The organism is Enterobacter sp. SCRI0065, from assembly GCF_059766475.1.
Window position 1 is genome coordinate 210,700 of the sequence record NZ_JCBAJB010000003.1, and the last position, 23,981, is coordinate 234,680.

Sequence of the window (23,981 nt, forward strand, 5' to 3'; positions counted from 1 at the left end):
GCTGCGAGAGATGAATAAACCCGCAGTTGAGAAAATTTAAAAAGGTGGTTTATAAAGACAAACAGAAGCGTAAAAGTTGAGTTTTATTGCACTATGCGTGAGACGCCAAAATCCGACCGTCTGGAGTTGATAACCTTAAACGACACCATCGTGTCGTTCAGTCGACTGTTTGCCAATACCGTGCGATACCATCACTGGCATCAGTGTCTGGAAATACTGTATGTGGAAGCAGGTTTCGGTGTCGCGATTGTCGATAACCGCCATTACACCATGCGTCCTGGACGGCTGTTTTTCTTCCCGCCGTTTACGCTCCACAAGGTGATGGTGGACGAACAGGCCGAAGCAATTTATCGCCGCACTATTATTCATCTGGATCACCACGCGGTGCTGAAAGCGCTGCGCGACTTCCCGCAGGCCCAGCAGCGTTTGCAAAAGCTGTCGCAGCGCGGAGGAGCAGCCTGGGTCGCCGATGTCGCGCATTGCCATACTCACATCGACCATCTGCTGGGCTGTTATCCGTTACCGATGAACAGCGAGAACGTCGCCAGCCTGCTGATTAGCCTGTTTGCGATGCTTCCGGATGACAACGACGGCGCGCCCGGCAGCAGCCACGGTATTGCCAGCCAGGTGATGTTCTGGCTCGACGAGAATTACCGGCAAAAATTCAGCCTCGCGCGTCTGGCAGAAGAGTTAGGCAAATCCCGCAGCTACGTTTCACGAAAATTCCACACCGAGACGGGCGAGAAAATTCACGATTACCTGAACACATTGCGGCTGCGTAAAGCCTGTGAATGTCTGTTGCATTCTGATGCGAGCGTGCGGGATATCGCCACCCGCGTCGGGTTTTCTGATGTCACCTACTTTATCAGCGCGTTCAAAAAGGGTATCGGTGAGACACCCCTACAGTACCGAAAGAATCATCTAGCGACTCTTCTTCCCGGGCTTTAAGCCGCGATGGAATTCGTTAATACGCTTGATGGATTTAATGCTGCGCTGAGGCGTGGTGGACGCCACCGACAGCACGAGCATCTCCAGACACAGCAGGACCGTACCGTGCAGCGGAACTTTGCCTTTTTCGCCGCCGCGCGGAACGTGGATAACCACGTTAGCCTCTTTGCTAAATCGAGAATCCAGCGCGTTGGTTAATAAGATGGTCGGAATGCCCAGCCGTTTTGCCTCGCGCAGCGTCGTCTGCCCTTCACGATGCGCCGAATTTTGCGCCATCATCACCAGCACATCACCGCGCTGAAGTTCAATGAGTTGCTCCGCAAGCCCAATTCCCGTGCGGTTGAGCGGCGTGGCGGGCAGCCCCATCCGGCTAAACATACGCGCGGTATACTCCGCCAGAATGCCCGACGCGCCAATGCCAAAAATGGCCACCTGGCGCGCCTCGCTCAGCAGCGCCACCGCCTGCGCCATGGCATAGCGATTGGCTGGCTCCGACAAGACTTCGCAGGTGTGCTGATGGCCTTCCAGCACGAAGTCGATGCTGGAATTGACGTCGCTGGTCAGAATATTGACCGTGGTGGAGATCTTTTCGCTGGAGCTGATCGCTGGGCCAAACCAGTGCTCAAGCGTGCTTTTCAAATCCCGCAGCCCGGCAAATCCCAGCGCCTGAATCGCGCGCACCACCGTGGCATCGGAGGTTTTGAGCAGCGCGGCAATTTCCATCGCCGTTTGCTCCATCATCGCTTCGCGGTTTTCATTGATGTAGGTGGCGACCTGAAGCAGGCGAGGCGTCAACTGGTGTGCGCGGGCGCGAAAGCGTTCGCCGTAGACATCCACGCGAGATTTCTCTTTACGGATCATTTCAGCTCCGGCAGCGGACGGCCCGCGATGTGCGATTGTACCTGCGCCGCCATCAGCCCCAGCGAGGCAAAGGAGTTAGAAATTGCCTCTTCGCGAGAGATCAGCACGTAATGCCCGGTGCGACAGGCGTTGAGGAACTGGCACCAGCCGGGCATCACCGCGTCCATGGCCGCCAACTCGTCCTGCGGCTTACCGCCGGTATCGCCCCGCCAGGTCGCAAAGACAAAATCGGCATCCAGCTCCGGCAGGCGTTCGGCGCTGACGTCAATACGTCCGCCGTCCGGAATACTCTCGATAAGCGGCGGGAAGGTGAAACCCGCGTCTCGCAGCACCCGGCCCAGAGAATGGTAGCTATGCATGGCGGTGATTTTCCCCTGGTTGGCCTGAATAACGGAAACGGAGATCTTACTGGTGTCGATCGTGGCTTTCAGCGCGTTAATCTGTTCCTGATAGCGGCGCTCAAGAATGCTCAGTCGGGCCTGCGTACCGGTCAGCTGAGCCAGCTTGCGATAGATTTCCGGTGCGCCACCGTCAAGATGGTCGATGCTCACCGTGGGGGCGATACGCGCCAGTTGCTCAACCGGCGTGTTGCGGGTGGGCTCGGTAATAATCAGATCCGGCTTTGCAGCTGCAATAGCTTCGATATTGATATCCGCCGTGCCGATAAACTGGATGTCGGAATTATCAAAATCAACGCCGGTTAACATGCCGCTGGAGCGGATAAAATGGCTGCCGTCAGGTCGGGTCCGGCCGTGGCTGGCAATGGGCGGCACGCCCAGTTCAATCAGCGGAATCGTGATATCGAGGTCGTGTAGCGACACAATGCGCGTCGGGTGGACCGGGACTTCCACCGTTCGACCTAAATCATCGGTGAAGGTCTGAACAGGTGCTGCGGCACTGGCGGTCACACTCGCCAGAATCAGCATAGATAACAGTATGCGCATAGCTCTTTCCCTTTTTAAAAGCGATCCCGACGCTGCCAGAGCAGCACCAGGAAAAACGGCCCGCCAATCAGCGAAACAATAATTCCCGCAGGCAACTGCAACGGCAGAAACGCCAGCCGTCCGAGGTTATCCGCCAGCAAAACCAGCAGCGCACCGAGTACCGCACTGCCCGCAAGCAGCGTGGTCTGGCCGCCGCGCAGTAAAAAGCGCGCCATGTGCGGCGCGATTAACCCCACAAATCCAATACTCCCCACGCAAGAAACGCAGGCGGCAGTCAATAAAACGGGGGCGATGACCTGCAACAATGCCAGCCTGGCGGTGCGTACGCCCAGTCCGGTTGCGGCCTGATTGCCTAACAGCGAGACATCTGCTGCCCGGGCGGTGAACAGCAGTAGCGCAAATGCAGGAAGCGCCCAACCAGCGGCAACGATCACCAGCGTCCAGTTTGCCGCATGCAGACTCCCGGCCAGCCACAGCAGCGCAGTCTGGACGTCACGCACGTCGGCGGTGGTCATAAAGACCCCCATTCCCGCCGCAAAGGCCCACGACACACCAATGCCGACCAGAATAAAACGCGGGCGCGAGATATCGCGCGCCAGCACAACAACCAGCAGCGCCGTCATCAAACCGCCTGCCATACCGATGACTGGCCGCCAGACTATGCCCAGCGCCGGGAACTGAAATATCAGCAGTAATACCGCCACGCTGCACCCTTCCTTCACGCCAATCAAACCCGGGTCGGCAAGGCCGTTACGGGTGATGGACTGCATGGCGGCTCCCGCGACACCGAGCATGGCTCCGCACAGCAGCGCCATCATCAGGCGCGGCAGACGAATATCCTCGACGATGTAACGCGCGTCTGCACTCAGCGCGTCAGGATAAAATAGCGCCCGCGCCATCGCCGATGCAGGAATGGGTAACGAACCGTGGGTGAGACCGTAAAGCATCATGCCCAGTGCAAGCAGTATCAACATTCCCAGCAGTAGCAGCGCCTTAGGTCTGACCACGGCTGAAAAGGTGCCAAGGCGCAGCGGGCGAAGGCCAGCGCGCAGAATCGCTCGATTCATTTGAACATCCTCGTCGCCATGATGATAAATACCGGTGCGCCCACCAGCGCGGTTACTACGCCCGTTGCCAGCTCGTGGGGGGCAAACAGCGTACGGGCCGCGATATCCGCCAGCAGTAACACCAGCGCTCCGCAGCAGGCCGACAGCGGTACCATCACGCGTATATCAGTCGACACCAGACGACGGATCGTCTGTGGCACCACCAGGCCGATAAACCCAATCGGCCCGGCAATGGACACCGCCGCGCCGCAAAGCAGTGCAATCGACAGCAACGCTACAATGCGCGTGCGAAGCAGTGAGACGCCCAGCCCTTGCGCCATGCGGTCTCCCAGCGCCAGCATGTTCACCGAAGGGGCAAGCCAGACCGCCAGCACAAGGCCAGTCGCGGCAATCCAGGCGGCGCTCCGCGTCGTCGCCCAGTTCAGGCCCACTAAATCGCCCGCCAGCCAGGTGCGCATCGCCAGCAGCGTTTGTTCATCGAGAATAAGCACCGCAGCGGTGATTGACGAGGCAAACGCTGAGATTGCCACGCCGCAAAGCGTGACTTTCATCGGGGTCAGCCCGGAACGCCCGGCAGACGACAGCGTTAATACCAGCAGAAATAAGGTCCCTGCGCCGACCGCCGCAATTAGCGGACGACCAAAGGGTAACGTCAGCCCGAGCGCGCTGGTGATGACCACCGCCAGCGCTGCCCCCGCGTTTAGCCCCAGAATATGCGGCTCGCCAAGAGGATTGCGGATCACCGCCTGCAACAGCACGCCCGCCACGCCGAGTGCGGCCCCGGTAATCAGAGCAGCAAGCAGGCGCAGCAGGCGTAGATTGACGATCACGTTATGGTCAAAACTGCGCGGATCGAAGGCGAGAAAAGCCTGCACGACGGTTTGCGCAGGAATATAACGCGCCCCGATCCCAAGATGCACAATCGCGCCCAGAAGCAGTAAACCGATGAAGACAACCGACGCCAGGCTCGCGCGCATCACAACTTATCCCTGCGACGGCATGGCATAAAGAACGGTTTGCCGGTCATAGGGTTTATCGACATTTGCACGTCAACGTCGAACACCGCTTTGATCAGCGCGGGGGTACACACATCGTCTTCATTGAGTACACCCTGCACCTTACCTTCGCGTAAAAAGACCAGCGTATCGCCGTAGTTCACCGCAAAGTTCAGATCGTGCAAGACCACGACGACGGTACGTCCGTGGTGGCGAGTTAAGTCGTGGAGAAGTTCAAGTATTTCGACCTGATAGCGCAGATCGAGAAAGGTGGTCGGCTCATCAAGCAAAATGTAAGGGGTTTGCTGCGCCAGGGCCATTGCAATCCAGCATCGCTGACGCTGCCCACCCGAGAGGCTCTCTACAGGCAAATGAGCATAATCCTGCGTACCGGTTAAGCGCAGCGCCTCTTCAACGGCCAACTCATCGGCGTCGGTCCACTGGCGCATAAAGTTTTGCCATGGAAAGCGCCCGCGCGATACCAGCTCAAAGACGGTGAGACCTTCTGGCAGCAGCGGTGATTGCGGCAAAATGCCGAGTCTGCGCGAGACCGCTTTGGTGGGCTGGTCATGAATGACGTGACCATCCAGTCGAACCGCTCCGCCCATCGGTTGCAGCAGGCGGGCGATTGTACTGAGTAGGGTCGATTTTCCGCACCCGTTCGCCCCGACCAGTACGGTCATTTTTTCAGGAGGAATGGTGAGGGTAATATCATCGACGATGATTTTTTTCTGATAGCCAGCAGTGAGGTTTTCGAGAACCAGCCCCTGCTCTGTCGCGTTCTGAGCCACGTGTATGCCAACTTAATCAAATTACAGACAAATAAAAATAAAACTCATTCTCCTTTGAGAGTTTGCCGCTGCACTATGTAGTAGTCAAGAGGATAAACACCCTAATAAAACCAGGGGTAAACCTCGCTACATCACCTGACTCATTGTAAATTTAATTGATATTTTTCATGATGTTAATCTGTAAAAAACCCATAAAGTTACCCGGCTAACTTTCTGTAGCTGATTTTTTCTTTTTTCCATTTACTACTACATTCCCGCATGATTGAATGATTCTTAATTACATACCCGAACCCACACAGGCGAACGGGTAGCGCGTGACGGGCAATGACACACCAGCTTCACCCGCGAGCATTCGCCGGGTATTTCGGGATAACGATTAAATGGTTAAGTTCACAACTTCATTCTCTGGGGTAAAAGGGCGTGCGCTCTTTTCTCTGCTGTTTATTGTGCCGCTGGCGCAGGCGGCAGAAAATACAACGACAAAAGATGGCGAGACGTTAACCGTCATTGCCGATCCCAATGCGAAAGCGGAAGCCACTAACGGCTATCAACCGCTGAATACCTCCACCGCCACGCTCACCACTATGCCGATGCTGGATATCCCGCAGGTGGTCAATACGGTCAGTGACAAGGTGCTGGAAGATCAACACGCCACCACGCTTGATGAAGCGCTGTATAACGTCAGCAACGTGGTGCAAACCAACACGCTGGGCGGTACGCAGGATGCGTTTGTGCGCCGCGGCTTTGGCGCAAACCGCGACGGGTCGATCATGACCAACGGCCTGCGCACCGTGCTGCCGCGCAGCTTTAACGCATCAACCGAACGCGTGGAAGTACTAAAAGGTCCGGCGTCGACGCTGTACGGGATCCTCGATCCGGGTGGTCTGATCAACGTCGTGACCAAACGCCCGGAGAAGACATTTGGCGGGTCAGTTTCTGCAACGTCCACCAGCTTTGGCGGCGGCACCGGGCAACTGGACGTCACCGGCCCGATTGAAGGCACGCGTCTGGCATATCGCCTGACCGGCGAATATCAGAATGAAGATTACTGGCGCAACTTCGGCAAAGAGCGCAGCACTTTTATTGCGCCATCGCTGACCTGGTTCGGCGATGATGCGACCGTTACGGTGCTCTATTCCCATCGCGATTATCAGGCGCCTTTCGATCGCGGGACTATCTTCGATCTCACCACCAAACGACCGGTGGACGTGGATCGCAAAACGCGTTTTGACGAGCCGTTTAACATAACTGACGGGCAATCCGATCTGGCGCAGCTGAACGCGGAATACCGCCTGAACAGCCAGTGGACCGCTAAATTCGATTACAGCTTTAGTCAGGATAAATACTCGGATAATCAGGCCCGCGTAATGGCCTATGATTCGACAACCGGTGATCTGACGCGCCGCGTGGATGCCACGCAGGGATCGACCCAGCGCATGCACTCTACCCGCGCGGATCTCCAGGGTAACGTTGATATCGCGGGGTTCTACAATGAGATCCTGACCGGCGTGTCGTATGAGAATTACGATCTGCTGCGCACGGATATGATCCGCTGTAAAAACGTGAAAGGTTTCAATATCTATAACCCGTCGTATGGCGATCTCAGTAAATGCACCACCGTGTCGGCCGCCGATAGCGACCAGACGATCAAGCAGGAGAGCTATTCAGCCTATGTCCAGGATGCGCTTTATCTGACGGATCAATGGATCGCAGTCACCGGCATTCGTTATCAGTCTTACACCCAGTACGCGGGCAAAGGCCGTCCGTTTAACGTCAACACCGACAGCCGCGACGACCAGTGGACGCCTAAAGCGGGCCTGGTTTACAAGCTCACCCCATCGGTGTCGCTGTTCGCCAATTATTCGCAAACGTTTATGCCGCAATCGTCCATCGCCAGCTATATCGGTAATCTGCCACCCGAAACGTCGAATGCCTACGAAGTGGGTGCAAAGTTTGACGTGTTCGACGGTATTACTGCCAATATTGCGCTGTTTGATATCCACAAGCGCAACGTGCTGTACACCGAAAGCGTAGGGGATGAAACCGTCGCCAAAACGGCGGGACGCGTGCGTTCGCAGGGTGTGGAAGTGGATATAGCCGGTTCGTTAACCGAGAACACCAATATCATTGCCAGCTACGGCTACACGGATGCAAAGGTGCTGGAAGATCCGGACTACGCGGGTAAACCTTTACCCAACGTACCGCGCCATACCGGCTCTCTGTTCTTGACCTACGATATTCAAAATGTGATTGGCGGAAATACGCTGACGCTTGGCGGCGGTGGGCATGGCGTTAGCCGTCGCTCAGCGACCAACGGCGCGGACTATTATCTGCCTGGTTACGTTGTCGCGGACGCGTTTGCGGCTTATAAAATGAAGTGGCAGTACCCGGTGACGCTACAGGTAAACGTGAAGAATCTGTTTGATAAGACCTACTACACGTCCTCGATTGGTACCAATAACCTGGGCAACCAGATTGGCGATCCTCGCGAAGTGCAGTTGACGGTGAAGATGGATTTTTGATGTAAAAAAGCCCTGCATCGCAGGGCGTAAAATCAGGCTTCGATATCTGCCATATCGCCTTTTTCTTGCAGCCAGTTACGTCTGTCTTCAGAACGCTTCTTAGCCAGCAGCATGTCCATCATGGCATTGGTTTGCTGCTCGTCTTCATCGCTGATAATCAGCTGCACCAGACGGCGGGTATTCGGGTCGAGCGTGGTTTCGCGCAGCTGCAACGGGTTCATCTCGCCCAGTCCTTTAAAGCGCTGGACGTTCGGTTTGCCCTTCTTGCGTTTAAGCTGTTCAAGCACGCCCGCTTTTTCTTCTTCCGTCAGCGCGTAAAAGACCTCTTTACCCAGATCGATACGGTACAGCGGCGGCAGCGCAACGTGAACATGGCCGTTTTTAACCAGCGCGCGGAAGTGCTTCACAAACAACGCGCAGAGCAGCGTGGCGATGTGCAGACCATCGGAGTCCGCATCCGCGAGGATACAGACCTTGCCGTAACGCAGCTGGCTGAGGTCGTCGCTGTCTGGATCGATACCGATCGCCACCGAAATATCATGTACTTCTTGCGAAGCTAACACTTCATCGGAGGAGACTTCCCAGGTGTTCAGGATCTTACCTTTTAGCGGCATGATCGCCTGGAATTCACGGTCGCGCGCCTGCTTGGCGGATCCGCCTGCCGAGTCACCTTCGACAAGGAACAGCTCGGTACGATTAAGATCCTGGGCAGTACAGTCAGCCAGTTTACCCGGCAACGCCGGACCGCTGGTCAGCTTTTTACGCACCACTTTCTTCGCCGCTCGCATGCGGCGCTGGGCGCTTGAAACCGCCATTTCCGCCAGCATTTCAGCGATCTGAATGTTCTGGTTCAGCCACAGGCTGAAGGCATCTTTAACCACGCCCGAAACAAACGCCGCACACTGACGAGAAGAAAGACGCTCTTTGGTCTGTCCGGCAAACTGCGGATCCTGCATTTTCACGGATAAGACGTATGCGCAGCGATCCCAGATATCTTCCGCAGACAGCTTAACGCCACGCGGCAGAATATTGCGATATTCGCAGAACTCGCGCATGGCATCTAACAGGCCCTGACGCAGACCGTTAACGTGCGTACCGCCCTGCATCGTTGGGATCAGGTTAACGTAGCTTTCGGTGAGCAGCTCACCGCCTTCTGGCAGCCACAACAGCGCCCAGTCAACCGCTTCCGTATCACCCGCAAAATTGCCGATAAACGGTTTGTCCGGCAACGTTGGCAGGCCGTTAATCGCTTCGCCAAGGTAGTCGCTCAGCCCGCCTTCGTAGCGCCAGGTTTGCTCGGTGTTGTTCACGTTATCTTTAAACGTGATTTCGACACCAGGACAGAGCACGGCTTTTGCTTTCAGCAGGTGCGTCAGGCGAGAGACGGAAAAACGCGGACTATCGAAGAAGCTTTCGTCTGGCCAAAAGTGAACGCTGGTCCCGGTATTGCGTTTACCGCAAGTCCCCACAACCTGCAAATCTTGCACTTTATCGCCATTTTCAAAGGCGATGTTGTAGATCTGTCCATCGCGTTTTACGTTGACTTCTACGCGTTTGGACAGGGCGTTAACCACGGAGATCCCAACGCCATGCAGGCCGCCGGAGAACTGGTAATTTTTGTTAGAAAATTTACCACCCGCGTGCAAACGGCAAAGGATCAACTCAACGGCCGGTACGCCCTCTTCCGGATGGATATCCACCGGCATACCGCGTCCGTCGTCGATGACTTCCAGCGACTGGTCAGCATGGAGGATAACGTCGATGCGTTTGGCATGGCCTGCCAGCGCTTCATCCACACTGTTATCAATAACTTCCTGGCCCATATGGTTTGGGCGCGTAGTATCGGTATACATCCCCGGGCGGCGGCGAACCGGCTCAAGCCCGGTGAGTACCTCAATGGCATCAGCGTTATAGGTTTGCGTCATGATTTAACTAGCAATTCGCAGTGATTGTCAGTGGCTGTGCAGTCCAAGAAAATCGACAATCTGGGTGAAATGATTCTCAAAGCCCGTGAAAGCATGGTTTCCGCCCTCTTCTATAGTTTGGCGGCAAGAAGCGTAATACGCCACTGCCTGGCGGTAATCCAGCACTTCGTCACCCGTCTGTTGCAGCAGCCAGATGAGATCTGGCGCGTCCAGCGGGTCTATCTGCATAACTTTGAGGTCGTAAATATGGCGTGACTCTAGCACATATTGTTGTCCGGTGTAGGGGTTCTCGTTTTGGCCAAGATAGTCCCTCAACAGCTCAAAAGGCCGTACTGCGGGGTTGACGACCACCGCTGGCACCATAAAGCATTGGGAGAGCCAGGTGGCGTAATATCCGCCCAACGAAGAGCCAACCACGCCAAACAATTTCCCGCCCTGTGCCATGACAATGGATTCCAGCATTTCCGCAGCCTCAGCCGGGTACGGCGGCAATTGCGGCACGATCATGTCAATATGTGGATGGTGTTCGTTCAGCCACTGGCGAAACTGTGTCGCTTTTGCAGAACGTGGCGAGCTGTTAAACCCATGGAGATAAAGAAGCGTAGCCATCAGTATCCTTCTGATGCCGTGTCGGGGCTGAACTGCGCGCCTTCCAGTCGGCAGACTTCTGTAGTCAGTGAACCATCGGCGTGAAGATCCAGCCAACGCCAGCCCGGCGCAATCGTATCTAACGTAAAGTTGGTGCAGTGCGGCTTGAACTGCACACACGTCGAGGGCGTCGCCAGCAGTCGGCGGCCATTCCAGTCGAGATCTTGCTCCTGGTGAATATGCCCGCAGAGTAAAGTGTTCACTTGCGTAAACCTCATCAGCACGCGATCCAGCGCAGCTGAATTACGCAGGCTGTGCTGATCTAGCCAGCTACATCCTGCCGGCAGCGGATGATGATGCAGTAACAGCAAGGTTTGACGTTCAGGTTCGGCGATCAGTTTTCGCTCCAGCCATTCCAGCTGAAAATCGCTCAACTCGCCGTGTGGGACGCCGAAAACCTGGGTATCTAGCAGTAAAATTTGCCAATGCTCGCCCACCAAAACGCGCTTGGCCGGAGAGATCCCCGCATCCTGAAGCGCACTGTACATCGCAGGTTGAAAATCATGATTGCCCGGTAACCAGACGCAAGGCACGCTGAAGCTCGCGATCCCCTCAGCAAAATGCTGATAGGCCGCGGCGCTTTGATCCTGTGCCAGATCGCCCGTAGCGACAATCAAATCACATTCGCGCTTTTGAGCATGAATGGCGTCCAGTACAGACTGATAACTCTCCCAGGTGTTCACACCCAGCAGCGTTTCATGTTTTTCGGCAAACAGGTGAGTATCAGTAATTTGCAATATCCTGACTGGCGCCCCACCAGCAACAGTCAGGTTCAACAGGCTTTCCAAATGGTGTCCTTAGGTAGGTTTATGCGCTAACAAACCGGAATCGCCATTGCTCCATGTGCTAAACAATATCTTAGCCAGTCAGCTAAGAACTGGTTAATTTGATGCTTTTCGTCGCGTTGATGCAACTTTTTATTAGGATAATCATACCGTGCTTTGAAGCGGAAGATCTGCTGACTTGAACACACTTCAGCGACCATCGCATCATGATAAAGCCGAACCGTCATCGACGGTAGGCTCCAGTAACTGATTGTGGGGGCCGTTTGCTTTATTTCTACCAGGGTTGTGTAACGAGTTGATTCAACAATCGTTAACCGATACTGCGCGTTACTCACCTGATAGCTTACCGTTTCGCCAGGCGCATCTTCACGCGGCAACAGGCGGCGTAACTGCGCGAAGTTGGTTTCGCACAGACGCATCATTTCTGGGAAGTCAGGTGTATAGCGCTTCATTTTATCCACTCGTTTCGTAAGTCTTGATAATGCAGCTGGAGCCATTGCAAAGCGATGACAGACGCAGCGTTGTCGATTTTCCCCTCATTTACCCATTGATAAGCCTGCTCCCGACTTACCACATGAACACGAATATCTTCGTTTTCATCTGCCAGACCGTGAATACCTTCCGCGGTCGTGGCGTCCACTTCGCCCACCAGGATAGACGAACGCTCGCTGGTGCCGCCAGGACTTGCCAGATAGCTCAGCACAGGTTTTGTCCGGCCCACGATCAGCCCGGCCTCTTCCTGCGCCTCACGACGGGCGACATCTTCCGGCGTTTCGCCTTCTTCAATCATCCCTGCGACCATCTCCAGCAACCACGGGCTCTCGCTGGTATCCAGCGCCGCAATGCGAACCTGCTCAATCAGCACAACTTCGTCGCGCACTGGGTCAAAGGGTAGCAAGACTGCGGCGTGACCGCGCTCAAAAATTTCGCGTCGGACCTCGCCGCTCATTTCACCGTTAAACAGGCGATGCCTAAAACGGTAAAGTTCTAATGAAAAAAAACCGCTATATAACTTTTCTCGTGCAATAATTTCTACATCGTTTTTGGTGAAAGTCACTGGTAACTTTTCTGGTTTTTGCATGGCGTTATCCTGGTAACAATCATGATGAAATCATGAATTTCAAGGCTGTTTGGCTGCCGTTTCAAAGGCTGTATGATAGATTGGTGCAAATTACCGCCAGATGGCACGTAACGCCAACCTTTTGGCGTGCAAGATTCTGTTAGAATCGGCAATTATTTTTAATTAGATCAGCGCTAATACTGCTTCACAACAAGGAATGCAAATGAAGAAATTGCTCCCCATCCTTATCGGCCTGAGCCTGACGGGCTTCAGCGCGATGAGCCAGGCAGAAAACCTGTTGCAGGTTTATCAGCAAGCACGTCTGGGCAACCCTGAGCTGCGTAAGTCAGCTGCCGACCGTGATGCTGCGTTCGAAAAAATCAACGAAGCACGTAGTCCACTGCTGCCGCAATTGGGCTTAGGTGCAGATTATACCTACAGCAATGGCTTCCGCGATGCAAACGGTGTGGACTCCAACGCCACCAGCGCATCCCTGCAATTAACGCAAACCTTGTTTGATATGTCCAAATGGCGCGCGCTGAGTCTGCAGGAAAAAAGCGCCGGTATTCAGGACGTCACTTATCAGACAGACCAGCAAACGCTGATTCTGAACACCGCTACGGCCTATTTTAATGTGTTGAGCGCGATCGATTCGCTCTCCTACACCGAAGCGCAGAAACAAGCGATTTACCGTCAGTTAGATCAAACCACCCAGCGCTTCAACGTGGGTCTGGTGGCGATCACCGACGTGCAGAACGCCCGTTCACAATACGACAGCGTGTTGGCGAACGAAGTCACTGCCCGTAACAACCTTGATAACGCACTCGAATCTCTGCGTCAGGTGACCGGTAATTACTACCCTGAACTGGCTTCACTGAACGTTGACAGCTTCAAAACGGATAAACCGCAGGCGGTGAATGCGCTGCTGAAAGAAGCGGAAAACCGTAACCTGGCGCTGTTACAGGCACGTCTGAGCCAGGATCTGGCTCGCGAGCAAATCCGCCAGGCGCAGGATGGTCACTTACCGACTATCGGTTTAACCGCTTCCACCGGCGTATCTGACACCAGCTACAGTGGTTCCAAAACCAATACCTCGCAGTACGATGATAGCAACATGGGTCAGAATAAGGTCGGACTGTCCTTCTCCCTGCCGCTGTATCAGGGTGGGATGGTGAACTCACAGGTTAAACAAGCACAGTACAACTTTGTTGGCGCAAGCGAGCAGCTGGAAACAGCGCATCGTAACGTCGTTCAAACCGTACGTTCTTCCTTTAACAACGTGAATGCCTCTATCAGCAGCATCAACGCTTACAAACAGGCCGTTGTGTCTGCGCAGAGCTCATTGGATGCAATGGAAGCGGGCTATTCAGTGGGTACCCGTACGATTGTTGACGTGTTGGATGCAACGACCACGCTGTACAACGCGAAACAGCAGCTCTCCAGCGCACGTTACAACTACCTGATCAACCAGCTGAATATTAAATCAGCGCTGGGTACGTTGAACGAGCAGGATCTGCAGATGCTGAACAGCACGCTTGGCAAACCTATCTCTACGACGCCAGAAAACGTCGCGCCGGAAAATCCGCAGCAGGTTGCCGCCGTTGATAACTTCGACGGTAACAACAGCGCGCCTGCCGCACAGCCAGCGACCGCGCGTACCGCAGCGCCTGCCAGCTCCGGTAACAATCCGTTCCGTAATTAAGTCTTGCCCGATGGCACTTCGCTGACCGGGCCTACGATCGTGTAGGCTCGGTCAGCGCATCGCCACGCGGCGCAAAGTCACATTCGAACGTAAGCCAACGTAAAGATCCCCCTGACTCCCCCTCTGCGCTTCATTTTCGACCACTCATCCTCTATCCTAAGCCTTATTTCCTACGTTCTACCACTGGGTCCTGGAAGACAAAAATGAAACGGACAAAAACGATTAATCACGCTTCGTTCCGCAAAAGCTGGAACGCACGTCACCTCACCCCTGTCGCACTGGCGATAACCGCGGTATTTATGCTGGCGGGCTGTGAGCAATCCGACGAAACGGTCTCGATGTACCAAAATGCCGATGACTGCTCGACGGCAACCGGCAAGAGCGCGGAATGTACTACGGCTTACAACAATGCGTTGAAAGAAGCTGAACGTACCGCGCCAAAATATGCATCTCGTGAAGACTGTATCGCTGAATTCGGTGAAGGCCAGTGCCAGCAGGCACCAGCCCAGGCGGGCATGGCACCGGAAAACCAGGCGCAAACGCAATCCAGCGGCAGCTTCTGGATGCCGTTGATGGCAGGCTACATGATGGGCCGAATGATGAGCGGCGGCGCGGGCTTCCAGCAGCAACCGCTGTTCAGCTCGAAAAACCCGTCAAGTCCAGCCTACGGCAAATACACCGATGCAGGTGGTAAAAACTACGGTGCGGCACAGCCAGGCCGCAGCATGACGGTTCCGAAAACCGCGATGGCGCCAAAACCGGCGACCACCAGCACGGTCACCCGTGGCGGCTTTGGCGAATCTGTTGCCAAACAATCCACCATGCAGCGTAGCGCGACGGGTTCTTCAACACGCTCAATGGGCGGCTGATAATGGAACGAGTCAGTATTGTTGAGCGCCCGGACTGGCGCGAAAAAGCCACCGAATACGGTTTTAACTTCCACACCATGTACGGCGAACCGTACTGGTGTGAAGATGCCTACTACAAGCTCACGCTCGCTCAGGTGGATAAGCTTGAAGAGGTGACTGCCGAACTACATCAGATGTGCCTGAAGGTGGTGGAAAAGGTGGTCGCCAGCGACGAGCTGATGACCAAATTCCGCATCCCGAAGCATACCTGGGGTTTTGTGCGTCACGCATGGCAAACCCAACAGCCTTCATTATATTCACGCCTCGATCTGGCGTGGGATGGCGTGGGCGATCCTAAGATGCTGGAAAATAATGCCGATACGCCAACCTCGCTGTATGAAGCGGCATTCTTCCAGTACATCTGGCTTGAAGATCAGGTCGCGGCGGGCAACTTGCCTGAAGGCAGTGACCAGTTCAATAGCCTGCAAGAAAAGCTGATCGAACGTTTTGCCGAGCTGCGCGAACAGCATGGTTTTAATCTGCTGCATCTTGCCTGCTGCCGTGACACCGTCGAAGATCGTGGAACGGTTCAGTATTTACAGGACTGCGCCGCTGAAGCAGAAGTCGCGACTGAATTTTTGTATATCGAAGATATCGGTTTAGGCGAACGCGGCCAGTTTACGGATACGCAAGACCAGGTCATCAGTAACCTGTTCAAGCTTTATCCGTGGGAATACATGCTGCGCGAAGTGTTTTCGACCAAGCTGGAAGATGCTGGCGTTCGCTGGCTGGAGCCTGCCTGGAAGAGCATTATCTCTAACAAAGCGCTACTGCCGATGCTGTGGGAAATGTTCCCGAACCATCCAAACCTGCTGGCGGCTTATTTCGCAGAAGACGATTATCCACAAATGGATAAATACGTCGTGAAGCCGATTTTCTCCCGTGAAGGCGCTAACGTTTCAATCATTGAAAACGGTAAAACGCTGGAAGCAGCGGAGGGTCCTTACGGCGAAGAAGGCATGATCGTTCAGGAATTTTACCCGCTGCCGAAATTTGGCGACAGCTATGTGCTGATCGGAAGTTGGCTCATTAACGATCAGCCTGCAGGGATCGGTATTCGCGAAGATCGCGCGCTGATCACGCAGGATCTGTCCCGCTTCTACCCGCATATTTTTGTAGAGTAATGCGTTGATTCCTCTCCCATCGGGAGAGGAATTCTAACCCACCTGCACCGATAACATACTCAAGCTGCCCATCTCAATGCCGTCTACCGGGATTGTCACCGGCTCTTCACCATTCCATGCTCCCAGCACGTACAGCAGCGGCAGGAAGTGTTCCGGTGTCGGGTTAGAAAGTGAACCGCCCTCGTGATCCAGATAGTTCACCAGCGGGTGCTGCTCGGCAGGCCCCCGCCAGGTTAAATTATCCTTCACGAAATCGTTAAATGACGTCGCCCAAGGATAAGCCGTGTTTTCGCCATGCCAGCGGGCCGTGCGCAGGTTATGCACCACGTTACCGCTCGCGACCAGCATGATGCCTTCATCGCGTAATTTCGCCAGCTTGCGGCCCATTTCAAGATGCCATGCCGCCGGTTTGGTGCTGTCGATACTCAGTTGTACCATCGGAATATCGGCATCCGGGTACATTTTTATCAGCACGCCCCATGAGCCGTGGTCAAATCCCCAGGCTTCTTTATCCAGCGTGACCGGTACGGGTGAAAGAAGATCAACCAACTGTTGTGCCAGCGCCGGTGAGCCTGGTGCAGGGTAATGGGTGTCATACAGCGCCTGCGGAAAACCGCCAAAATCATGAATGGTTTTTGGGGTCTCCATTGCCGTCACGCCAGTGCCACGCGTAAACCAGTGTGCAGACACCACCACGATCGCCTTCGGACGTGGTAACGTCTCGCCCAAATGACGCCAGGCACGCGTATAGACGTTATCTTCCAGAACGTTCATCGGGCTACCGTGGCCCAAAAACAGTGCTGGCATACGAGAAGAAGTCATGATGATATCCTTACAGAAAGTGTCAATTTGATGGTTCTACATTACGCGCAATCTTTCTAAGATGAACCCAGATAACGATGAAGATCATCATCAGGAAATTTGAATATAGTGGTAAGCATAAGGAGCAGTAAATGTCAGTCCCTTTGATTCTGACCCTACTTGCAGGTGCCGCGACGTTTATCGGGGCATTTCTCGGCGTGCTGGGTAAGAAGCCCTCTAATCGCGTGTTGGCCTTTTCTCTTGGTTTTGCAGCAGGGATCATGCTGCTCATTTCGTTGATGGAAATGCTGCCCGCCGCACTGGGTACGAAAGGAATGCCGCCCGTCCTTGGCTACGGTATGTTTGTGTTCGGGCTACTGGGATACTTCGCTCTCGACCGCATGCTACCCCATGCGCATCCGCAAGATTTGATGCAAAGTCAGTCCACGCCGTTACCGCACAATATTAAGCGCACCGCTATTTTGTTGACGCTGGGCATCAGCTTGCATAACTTTCCGGAAGGGGTTGCTACCTATGTGACTGCCAGCAATAACCTGGAGATGGGTTTTGGCGTCGCGCTGGCCGTGGCATTACACAATATTCCTGAAGGACTTGCCGTCGCCGGGCCGGTTTATGCCGCGACGGGCTCGAAACGCACCGCTGTTTTCTGGGCGGGAGTATCAGGATTGGCTGAAATCCTCGGTGGTGTACTGGCCTGGCTAATACTGGGAAGCTTAATCTCCCCTATCGTTATGGCGGCCATTATGGCGGCGGTAGCGGGCATTATGGTGGCATTGTCGGTTGATGAACTCATGCCTCTGGCAAAAGAGATCGACCCCAATAACAACCCTAGCTACGGTGTGCTATGTGGAATGTCGGTCATGGGCTTTAGCCTGGTGTTGTTGCAAGCCGCGGGAATTGGCTGATCTTCTTGTGGCACCTTTACCCCTGCGAAGGTGTCACATTCCCTCGGTGTTTTACTTACCTCACTTATTATTAACGCTGCAATTTTATTCAGTTTACTCTGGAACAAAATAAAGCATTAGTTATTATCATGTTACCCATAATAATTTTTCTATATAAAATTGAGGGAAAAGGGATTCAGTCCGGTCCTTTTGAAACCATTGTACTGTTTAAGATTAACTATCACTAAAAACAAAAAAACCGGGAATTTCCCGGTTTTTTTATCAATCAACTCGTCGCCTTTCAGCTGGCTTTACGCTCATGCGCCTGGCGATATTCCACCAGATCTTCAATCGTAACCACCGGCATATTATGCAGACGCGCAAAGGTAACGCACTCTGGCATACGTGCCATGGTGCCGTCATCGTTGGTCAGTTCGCACAGCACACCAGCAGGTTTGAAGCCTGCCAGAGTCACCAGATCGATAGTCGCTTCGGTGTGGCCGCCACGAGTTAACACGCCGCCAGACTGCGCACGCAGCGGGAAGACGTGGCCTGGACGATGCAGATCGGATGGTTTTGCACCATCAGCGATTGCCGCGCGTACCGTGGTCAAACGGTCTGCCGCCGATACGCCGGTAGTGACACCGTGCGCCGCTTCGATAGTGACAGTAAAGCCCGTGCCGAATGCGCTGGTGTTGTTTTCAACCATCATCGGCAAATCGAGTTGTTTACGACGTTCTTCGTTGATACACAGGCAAACGATGCCGCTACCGTGACGAATGGTCAGTGCCATCTGTTCAACGGTCATGTTTTCGGCGGCGAAGATCATATCACCTTCGTTTTCACGATTTTCATCGTCGAGCACCATCACGCCGCGGCCTTCGCGCAGAGCATCTAGTGCGTGTTCAACACGTTCAATTGAAGTGCCAAAAGAGGAAAGTAGCGTCTGATTCATGGTAAAAAAACCTCATTAACATTATGGTTACCAGAATCAGGGCAGTCTTAGGAGCGCCGTATAAGCGGCAAAAAAATAACGTGAGCGGGCCGTGCCCGACTGGATCGTTACTCTCTCCCATCCGGACTCTAACCGTCGGCTCCGGAGTTACACCGGATCTGCTGACCTTTGAGTTTTCACCCAAAGCGCTCGCGGGCTTTCAGCGCAAGGCTGATTTACCGCCGGTGGGGAATTTCGCCCCGCCCTGAGAATAAGCGAGATAACTATAACGCTATTGATTACCCTGGGCAATGCATAAGCTTCAAACAAATCTTGTTTATGCCGTGACGTTACAGGCTACAATGGTCGTTAACACCTTTTCATCAAGGGAAACCACAATGATTGACCCGAAAAAAATTGAACAAATTGCGCGTCAGGTCCATGAATCCATGCCGAAGGGGATTCGTGAGTTTGGTGATGATGTCGAGAAGAAAATCCGTCAGGTACTGCAATCACAGTTGACGCGTCTTGACCTGGTGAGTCGCGAAGAGTTTGATGTACAGACGCAGGTGCTGCTGCGCACCCGCGAAAAGCTGGCTCTGTTGGAACAGCGTTTGACGGAGCTGGAAAACCGTAATGCGACTGCTGAAGTCAAACCGGCTCCGGCTATTCCACCGGTTGACGGCCAGGAATAAACATTAAAAAACGGGCCGTTGGCCCGTTTTTGATTTACTGACTGTCCTTCTGGATCTTCTTAATGATGTTGGTGGTTGAACACCCGTCCTCAAAGTTGAGCACCATCACTTCACCGCCGTTGGCCCAGACCTCTTCACTGCCCGCGATCTGTTCCGGCTTGTAATCCCCGCCTTTCACCAGTAGATCGGGCAAAATGCCTGCAATCAGACGCTGCGGCGTGTCTTCTTCAAACGAGACAACCCAATCCACGGCTTCCAGCGCACCGAGCACGATCATACGTTGCTCAAGCGGGTTCACCGGACGCGTTTCGCCTTTCAAACGTTTGGTGGAAGCATCGCTGTTCACTGCGACAATCAGACGATCGCCCAGCTTACGTGCATTCGCCAGATAAGAGACGTGCCCAGCATGCAAAATATCAAACACGCCGTTGGTCATCACCACTTTCTCGCCACGCTTGCGCGCCGCCGCGACAGCGACTTTTAACTCGTCTTCGCTCATCACGCCAAAACCGGTATCGGCACGGCCACGTACTGCGTTTTCCAGTTCAATCGGCGACACGGTAGACGTACCCAGTTTACCAACCACCACACCTGCGGCGGCATTAGCAAAGTAGCACGCTTCTTCCAGCGAATTACCCGCCGCCAGCGTTGCTGCCAGCACGCCAATCACCGTATCACCGGCACCGGTCACGTCATACACTTCCTGCGCCTGAGTGGGCATATGCAGAGGCGTTTTGCCGGGTTGCAGCAACGTCATACCCTGTTCGGAACGTGTGACCAGCAGAGCAGAAAGTGCGAAATCGGCGATGATTTTCATGCCACGTTCAACGAGATCTTCTTCGTTTTTACACTTGCCAGCCACCGCTTCGAATTCAGACAGATTCGGCGTCAGCAACGTTGCACCACGATAGCGTTCAAACTCGGTACCCTTCGGATCGATTAGGACCGGAACACCCGCTTGACGTGCCAGCTGAATCATCTGCTGTACGCTCGCCAGCGCGCCTTTGGCATAATCAGACAGCACCAGTGCGCCGATACTGCCCAGAGCCTGGCTGATACGATCGTGCAACGGCTGAGGATCCACGCCCTCAAAGCCCTCTTCAAAGTCGAGGCGAATCAGCTGCTGGTTACGCGAAAGCACGCGGAGTTTGGTAATGGTCGGATGCGTCGGAACAGAAACAAAGTCACACTTCACGTTCACGTCAGCCAGCGTTTTGCTCAGCGCACGCGCCGCGTCATCAATGCCGGTCAGCCCGACCAGACGCGAATGCGCGCCCAGAGAGGCAATGTTCATCGCCACGTTCGCCGCGCCGCCTGGACGTTCTTCAATGGTATCGACCTTCACCACAGGTACCGGTGCTTCCGGGGAGATACGGCTGGTTGGCCCATACCAGTAACGGTCCAGCATCACATCCCCAACAACCATAACTCCAGCACGTTCAAACTCTGGCAGTGTTACTTTCATTCCTGACTCCAGAAAGGTTCACAATTTGCGCGCGATAATATCACACTTGTGGTGTTACGCACGGTCCACCAGCCACTTCTGCCAGCAGCTGCGCACAAGCTCACGCTCGTGGGTAAAGCACTCTAGCGCCACATGGCCCGGCTGTTCCTGTAATGCCAGATGATGCAGTTCATCCCGAAGCGTCGTATACGCGCGGGTTAACGCCTGCGCATCCTGCTCATCCATAATGTCGTTTTGCGCCAACAGTTCCAGAATGCGCACGTTATCAGACCAACGCGTCAGCTTCGGTTTATCGTGCGCATGGCAGAGCACCAGATACTGGGTAATAAACTCAATATCCGTAATACCGCCTTCATCTGCCTTAATGTCGAAACGATCGCGATGTTTATTGCCAAGATGCGCGCGCATTTTCTCGCGCATCTCACGCACTTCGGTCTGTAACGTTTCACGTTCGCGCACGGCGGTCAGCACATCACGACGAATCACGTCGAACTGCATTTTTAATTGCGGGTCGCCATACACCACGCGGGCGCGGACCAGCGCCTGATGCTCCCACGTCCAGGCTTCGTTTTGCTGATAATCGCTAAACGACTCCGTGGAAGTGACTAACATGCCTGCCGCACCGGACGGACGCAGACGTGCATCCACCTCATACAAAATGCCGGATGACGTGCGGGTACTGAATAAATGCATAATGCGCTGAGCAAGACGTAGATAGAACTGACGCCCGTCAATCTCACGTTCGCCGTCGGTCATCACGTCAACCGGACAATCGTGCAGGAAGATCAGATCCAGATCGGAGCTGTATCCAAGCTCCCAGCCGCCCAGTTTGCCGTAACCGACCACGGCAAAACCACGCCCTTCACGATCGGCCAGATGTTTTGGCTGGCCGTAACGCGTCACCATCTGTCCCCACGCCTGCTGTACAACCGCATCAATAATGGCTTCGGCAAGCCAGGTCAGATGATCGCTCACTTTCATCACCGGCAAGGTTCCGGCGATATCTGCCGCCGCCACGCGCAGCATTTGCGCCTGCTTGAACTGGCGCAGTGCTTCAAGCTGTTGCTCTTCGTCGTCTTCCGGTACGCGCAGCAAATACTGACGCAGCTCGTCGCGATAAGCATCCGTCGCCGTGGGTTGATACAGCGTGTTCGGATCCAGCAGCTCATCTAACAGAAGCGGATAGCGTGCCAGCTTGCTCGCCACCATCGGCGACGCGGCACACAGTGAGATCAGATGTTTCAGCGCACCGGGGAATTCGCTCAACAGTTCAAGATAGGTTGTCCGCGTAATAATGCCGGTGAGCAGCGGCGTTAAGCGCGATAGCGGAATCGGCGCATCAGCACGCGAGCACACGTCGCTCAGCAAATGTGGCATCAGATGGTCAAGCACCTGGCGTCCACGCGGGCCGATAGCGCGCTTGTTAAGCTCCAGACGGAAATCGGCAATCAGCGCCACCACCCGATGACGATCGTCATCGCTCAGATGAGCCAAAACCGGCGTGGTGTCATCCTCTTGCAAGGCATCCTGCCATAGCTCGCGCCAGTGTTCAGATAGCGGGTCATCCTGCGACTCACTTTCATCATCGCCAATCAGATCGTTAAAGATACGGCGCACGCCGGCCATATGCGCTTCCAGCCGCTCGGTCAGCGCCGCCCAGTCGTCCACGCGCATGCCCCAGGCCAGGCGCGCGCGATTCAGGTCATCGCCCGGCAGCGTTTGGGTTTGTTCGTCATTGATGCTTTGTAACAAGTTTTCCAGACGACGCAGATAAAGATAGGTCGTGCGCAGAGTTTGCGCGTCGCCTTCAGGCAGCAGATGAAGCTGCTCAATGGCCGTCAGCGTTGGCAACAGGGAGCGAGATTGCAATGATGGCTCACGTCCACCGCGAATCAGCTGGAATACCTGGACGATAAACTCGATTTCGCGAATCCCGCCCGCCCCAAGCTTAATGTTGTCCTTCAGCCCGCGGCGACGTACCTCGCGCGCAATCATCCCTTTCATATTACGCAGCGACTGGATCACGCTGAAATCGATATAGCGGCGGAAGATGAACGGACGCAGCATGGCACGCAGCTCGTTCGCGTACCCATCGCCGTTGTCGCCCATAATGCGCGCTTTGACCATGGCATAGCGCTCCCAGTCGCGTCCCTGCTCCTGGTAATAATCTTCCAGCGCGGCATAGCTCAGCACCAGCGGACCGCTGTCACCAAAGGGACGCAGGCGCATATCGACGCGATAGACAAAGCCATCCTGCGTGGGCTGATCCAGCGCTTTAATCAGGCGCTGGCCGAGCCGGGTAAAGAATTGAGCGTTGTCCAGTTCGCGACGGCCACCGCGCGTGGTGCCTTTTTCCGGCCAGGCGAAGATCAGGTCAATATCAGACGAGAAATTCAGCTCACCACCGCCCAGTTTGCCCATGCCTAAGATCATCAGCGGCTGCGGCGTGCCTTCCTCACTGCATGGCGTTCCCCACTCTTTGCAGCAGGCGTCGTATAGCCAGTCTCGCGCCGCCACAATCAGCGTCTCCGCCAGGCAACTGAGCTGCTGTAACGTACTTTCTTCACTCACCAGTTCCAGCGACTGCGCCCAGGCAATTCGGACCATCACCCGGCGACGGAACTGGCGCAGCACGCGCATCAGCGTCGTTTCATCCGCGACGTCGACCAGCGCATCGTTTAGCCACCGGGCATAAAGCTGCCACTCGTCCGCCAGAGGCGGCGCGGCATCAAGCTCTGCCAGCCAGTCGGGATTGGCGCAAATGCTCTCCTGCACAAAATCACTAAAAGTGAGCACTTGCTGCGCCTGCTCGCTTAACGATGAAGCGGGTAACGATTCCGGCAGACGCTCACAAACCGTCTGCCATTGCTGCTGTAACTGTGAAGAAAGCGGCATTATGGG

At 54.7% G+C, this 23,981-nt stretch carries 21 protein-coding genes and 1 riboswitch; of the genes, 7 read left to right on the forward strand and 14 right to left on the reverse strand.

Translation table 11 applies throughout. From position 1 onward, the window contains the following. Nucleotides 1-93: 93 nt before the first annotated feature. Nucleotides 94-948 (forward strand): helix-turn-helix transcriptional regulator, encoded by an 855-nt coding sequence (locus AC6EMZ_RS11020; protein ID WP_498402524.1) that lies wholly within the window; start codon nucleotides 94-96, stop codon nucleotides 946-948. On the opposite strand, the gene AC6EMZ_RS11025 is transcribed toward AC6EMZ_RS11020, so the two are convergent. The 5 genes from AC6EMZ_RS11025 to AC6EMZ_RS11045 are packed head-to-tail and all read right to left on the reverse strand — an operon-like array spanning nucleotide 922 to nucleotide 5,606. Further along, entirely contained in the window at nucleotides 922-1,809 is an 888-nt protein-coding gene (locus AC6EMZ_RS11025) for a MurR/RpiR family transcriptional regulator (RefSeq protein ID WP_498402525.1), read from the reverse strand. The two genes, AC6EMZ_RS11020 and AC6EMZ_RS11025, sit on opposite strands and share 27 nt — an antisense overlap. Further along, nucleotides 1,806-2,753: an iron-siderophore ABC transporter substrate-binding protein gene (locus tag AC6EMZ_RS11030; RefSeq protein ID WP_498402527.1), complete on the reverse strand. Its 948-nt coding sequence runs from the start codon at nucleotides 2,751-2,753 to the stop codon at nucleotides 1,806-1,808. The genes AC6EMZ_RS11025 and AC6EMZ_RS11030 overlap by 4 nt, the downstream gene beginning before the upstream one ends. A 14-nt stretch (nucleotides 2,754-2,767) precedes the next feature. Then, nucleotides 2,768-3,805 carry a FecCD family ABC transporter permease gene (locus AC6EMZ_RS11035; protein ID WP_498402819.1) on the reverse strand — a complete coding sequence of 346 codons (1,038 nt, stop codon included), beginning with the start codon at nucleotides 3,803-3,805 and terminating at the stop codon, nucleotides 2,768-2,770. A gap of 11 nt (nucleotides 3,806-3,816) precedes the next feature. Continuing rightward, nucleotides 3,817-4,797: a FecCD family ABC transporter permease gene (locus AC6EMZ_RS11040; protein WP_498402820.1), complete on the reverse strand. Its 981-nt coding sequence runs from the start codon at nucleotides 4,795-4,797 to the stop codon at nucleotides 3,817-3,819. Next, nucleotides 4,797-5,606 (reverse strand): ABC transporter ATP-binding protein, encoded by an 810-nt coding sequence (locus AC6EMZ_RS11045; RefSeq protein ID WP_498402528.1) that lies wholly within the window; start codon nucleotides 5,604-5,606, stop codon nucleotides 4,797-4,799. The genes AC6EMZ_RS11040 and AC6EMZ_RS11045 overlap by 1 nt, the downstream gene beginning before the upstream one ends. Nucleotides 5,607-5,986: 380 nt before the next feature. Here AC6EMZ_RS11045 and AC6EMZ_RS11050 point away from each other — a divergent pair, with 380 nt between their 5' ends. Continuing rightward, nucleotides 5,987-8,128, forward strand: a complete 2,142-nt coding sequence (locus tag AC6EMZ_RS11050) for a TonB-dependent siderophore receptor (protein WP_498402529.1) — start codon at nucleotides 5,987-5,989, stop codon at nucleotides 8,126-8,128. A 32-nt stretch (nucleotides 8,129-8,160) separates the two neighbouring features. Here the strand turns inward: AC6EMZ_RS11050 and parE are convergent, their stop codons facing one another. Genes parE through nudF form a run of 5 tightly spaced genes read right to left on the reverse strand, consistent with a single transcriptional unit; the run spans nucleotide 8,161 to nucleotide 12,567 of the window. Next, nucleotides 8,161-10,053, reverse strand: a complete 1,893-nt coding sequence (gene parE / locus AC6EMZ_RS11055; protein ID WP_498402530.1) for a DNA topoisomerase IV subunit B — start codon at nucleotides 10,051-10,053, stop codon at nucleotides 8,161-8,163. A gap of 27 nt (nucleotides 10,054-10,080) precedes the next feature. Continuing rightward, nucleotides 10,081-10,662, reverse strand: coding sequence for an esterase YqiA (gene yqiA, locus AC6EMZ_RS11060; protein ID WP_498402531.1), 582 nt, complete (start codon nucleotides 10,660-10,662; stop codon nucleotides 10,081-10,083). Then, nucleotides 10,662-11,489, reverse strand: a complete 828-nt coding sequence (gene cpdA / locus AC6EMZ_RS11065) for a 3',5'-cyclic-AMP phosphodiesterase (protein ID WP_498402533.1) — start codon at nucleotides 11,487-11,489, stop codon at nucleotides 10,662-10,664. The genes yqiA and cpdA overlap by 1 nt, the downstream gene beginning before the upstream one ends. A gap of 26 nt (nucleotides 11,490-11,515) precedes the next feature. Next, the gene (locus tag AC6EMZ_RS11070; protein ID WP_498402535.1) at nucleotides 11,516-11,938 is read right to left on the reverse strand and encodes a DUF1249 family protein; all 423 of its coding nucleotides are present in this window, start codon (nucleotides 11,936-11,938) and stop codon (nucleotides 11,516-11,518) included. Beyond that, nucleotides 11,935-12,567: an ADP-ribose diphosphatase gene (gene nudF, locus AC6EMZ_RS11075; protein ID WP_498402536.1), complete on the reverse strand. Its 633-nt coding sequence runs from the start codon at nucleotides 12,565-12,567 to the stop codon at nucleotides 11,935-11,937. The genes AC6EMZ_RS11070 and nudF overlap by 4 nt, the downstream gene beginning before the upstream one ends. Before the next feature lie 202 nt (nucleotides 12,568-12,769). Here nudF and tolC point away from each other — a divergent pair, with 202 nt between their 5' ends. The 3 genes from tolC (at nucleotide 12,770) to AC6EMZ_RS11090 (ending at nucleotide 16,280) form a co-directional block, all read left to right on the forward strand. Continuing rightward, complete coding sequence (gene tolC, locus AC6EMZ_RS11080; RefSeq protein WP_498402538.1) at nucleotides 12,770-14,248, forward strand: outer membrane channel protein TolC; 1,479 nt, start codon at nucleotides 12,770-12,772, stop codon at nucleotides 14,246-14,248. 203 nt (nucleotides 14,249-14,451) lie between these two features. Beyond that, nucleotides 14,452-15,117 carry a DUF1190 family protein gene (locus tag AC6EMZ_RS11085; protein WP_498402539.1) on the forward strand — a complete coding sequence of 222 codons (666 nt, stop codon included), beginning with the start codon at nucleotides 14,452-14,454 and terminating at the stop codon, nucleotides 15,115-15,117. A 2-nt stretch (nucleotides 15,118-15,119) separates the two neighbouring features. Then, nucleotides 15,120-16,280 (forward strand): glutathionylspermidine synthase family protein, encoded by a 1,161-nt coding sequence (locus AC6EMZ_RS11090; protein ID WP_498402540.1) that lies wholly within the window; start codon nucleotides 15,120-15,122, stop codon nucleotides 16,278-16,280. Between the two features lie 33 nt (nucleotides 16,281-16,313). Here AC6EMZ_RS11090 and ygiD read toward each other — a convergent pair whose 3' ends face one another. Then, a complete protein-coding gene (gene ygiD / locus AC6EMZ_RS11095) occupies nucleotides 16,314-17,102 on the reverse strand; it encodes a 4,5-DOPA-extradiol-dioxygenase (protein WP_498402541.1) in 789 nt (262 codons plus the stop codon). Nucleotides 17,103-17,233: 131 nt separating this feature from the next. Here ygiD and zupT point away from each other — a divergent pair, with 131 nt between their 5' ends. Beyond that, nucleotides 17,234-18,007 (forward strand): zinc transporter ZupT, encoded by a 774-nt coding sequence (gene zupT, locus AC6EMZ_RS11100; protein ID WP_498402542.1) that lies wholly within the window; start codon nucleotides 17,234-17,236, stop codon nucleotides 18,005-18,007. A 280-nt stretch (nucleotides 18,008-18,287) separates the two neighbouring features. Here the strand turns inward: zupT and ribB are convergent, their stop codons facing one another. Beyond that, the gene (gene ribB / locus AC6EMZ_RS11105; protein WP_498402543.1) at nucleotides 18,288-18,941 is read right to left on the reverse strand and encodes a 3,4-dihydroxy-2-butanone-4-phosphate synthase; all 654 of its coding nucleotides are present in this window, start codon (nucleotides 18,939-18,941) and stop codon (nucleotides 18,288-18,290) included. A gap of 105 nt (nucleotides 18,942-19,046) precedes the next feature. Next, nucleotides 19,047-19,197, reverse strand: a riboswitch (FMN riboswitch). A gap of 121 nt (nucleotides 19,198-19,318) precedes the next feature. Here ribB and ubiK point away from each other — a divergent pair. Further along, nucleotides 19,319-19,615, forward strand: coding sequence for a ubiquinone biosynthesis accessory factor UbiK (gene ubiK, locus AC6EMZ_RS11110; protein ID WP_498402544.1), 297 nt, complete (start codon nucleotides 19,319-19,321; stop codon nucleotides 19,613-19,615). A 34-nt stretch (nucleotides 19,616-19,649) separates the two neighbouring features. Here the strand turns inward: ubiK and hldE are convergent, their stop codons facing one another. Both hldE and glnE read right to left on the reverse strand, forming a co-directional pair. After that, nucleotides 19,650-21,080, reverse strand: a complete 1,431-nt coding sequence (hldE, locus tag AC6EMZ_RS11115; protein ID WP_498402545.1) for a bifunctional D-glycero-beta-D-manno-heptose-7-phosphate kinase/D-glycero-beta-D-manno-heptose 1-phosphate adenylyltransferase HldE — start codon at nucleotides 21,078-21,080, stop codon at nucleotides 19,650-19,652. A 54-nt stretch (nucleotides 21,081-21,134) separates the two neighbouring features. After that, on the reverse strand, nucleotides 21,135-23,978 hold the full coding sequence (glnE, locus tag AC6EMZ_RS11120; RefSeq protein ID WP_498402821.1) for a bifunctional [glutamate--ammonia ligase]-adenylyl-L-tyrosine phosphorylase/[glutamate--ammonia-ligase] adenylyltransferase: 2,844 nt from the start codon (nucleotides 23,976-23,978) through the stop codon (nucleotides 21,135-21,137). Nucleotides 23,979-23,981: the final 3 nt, after the last annotated feature.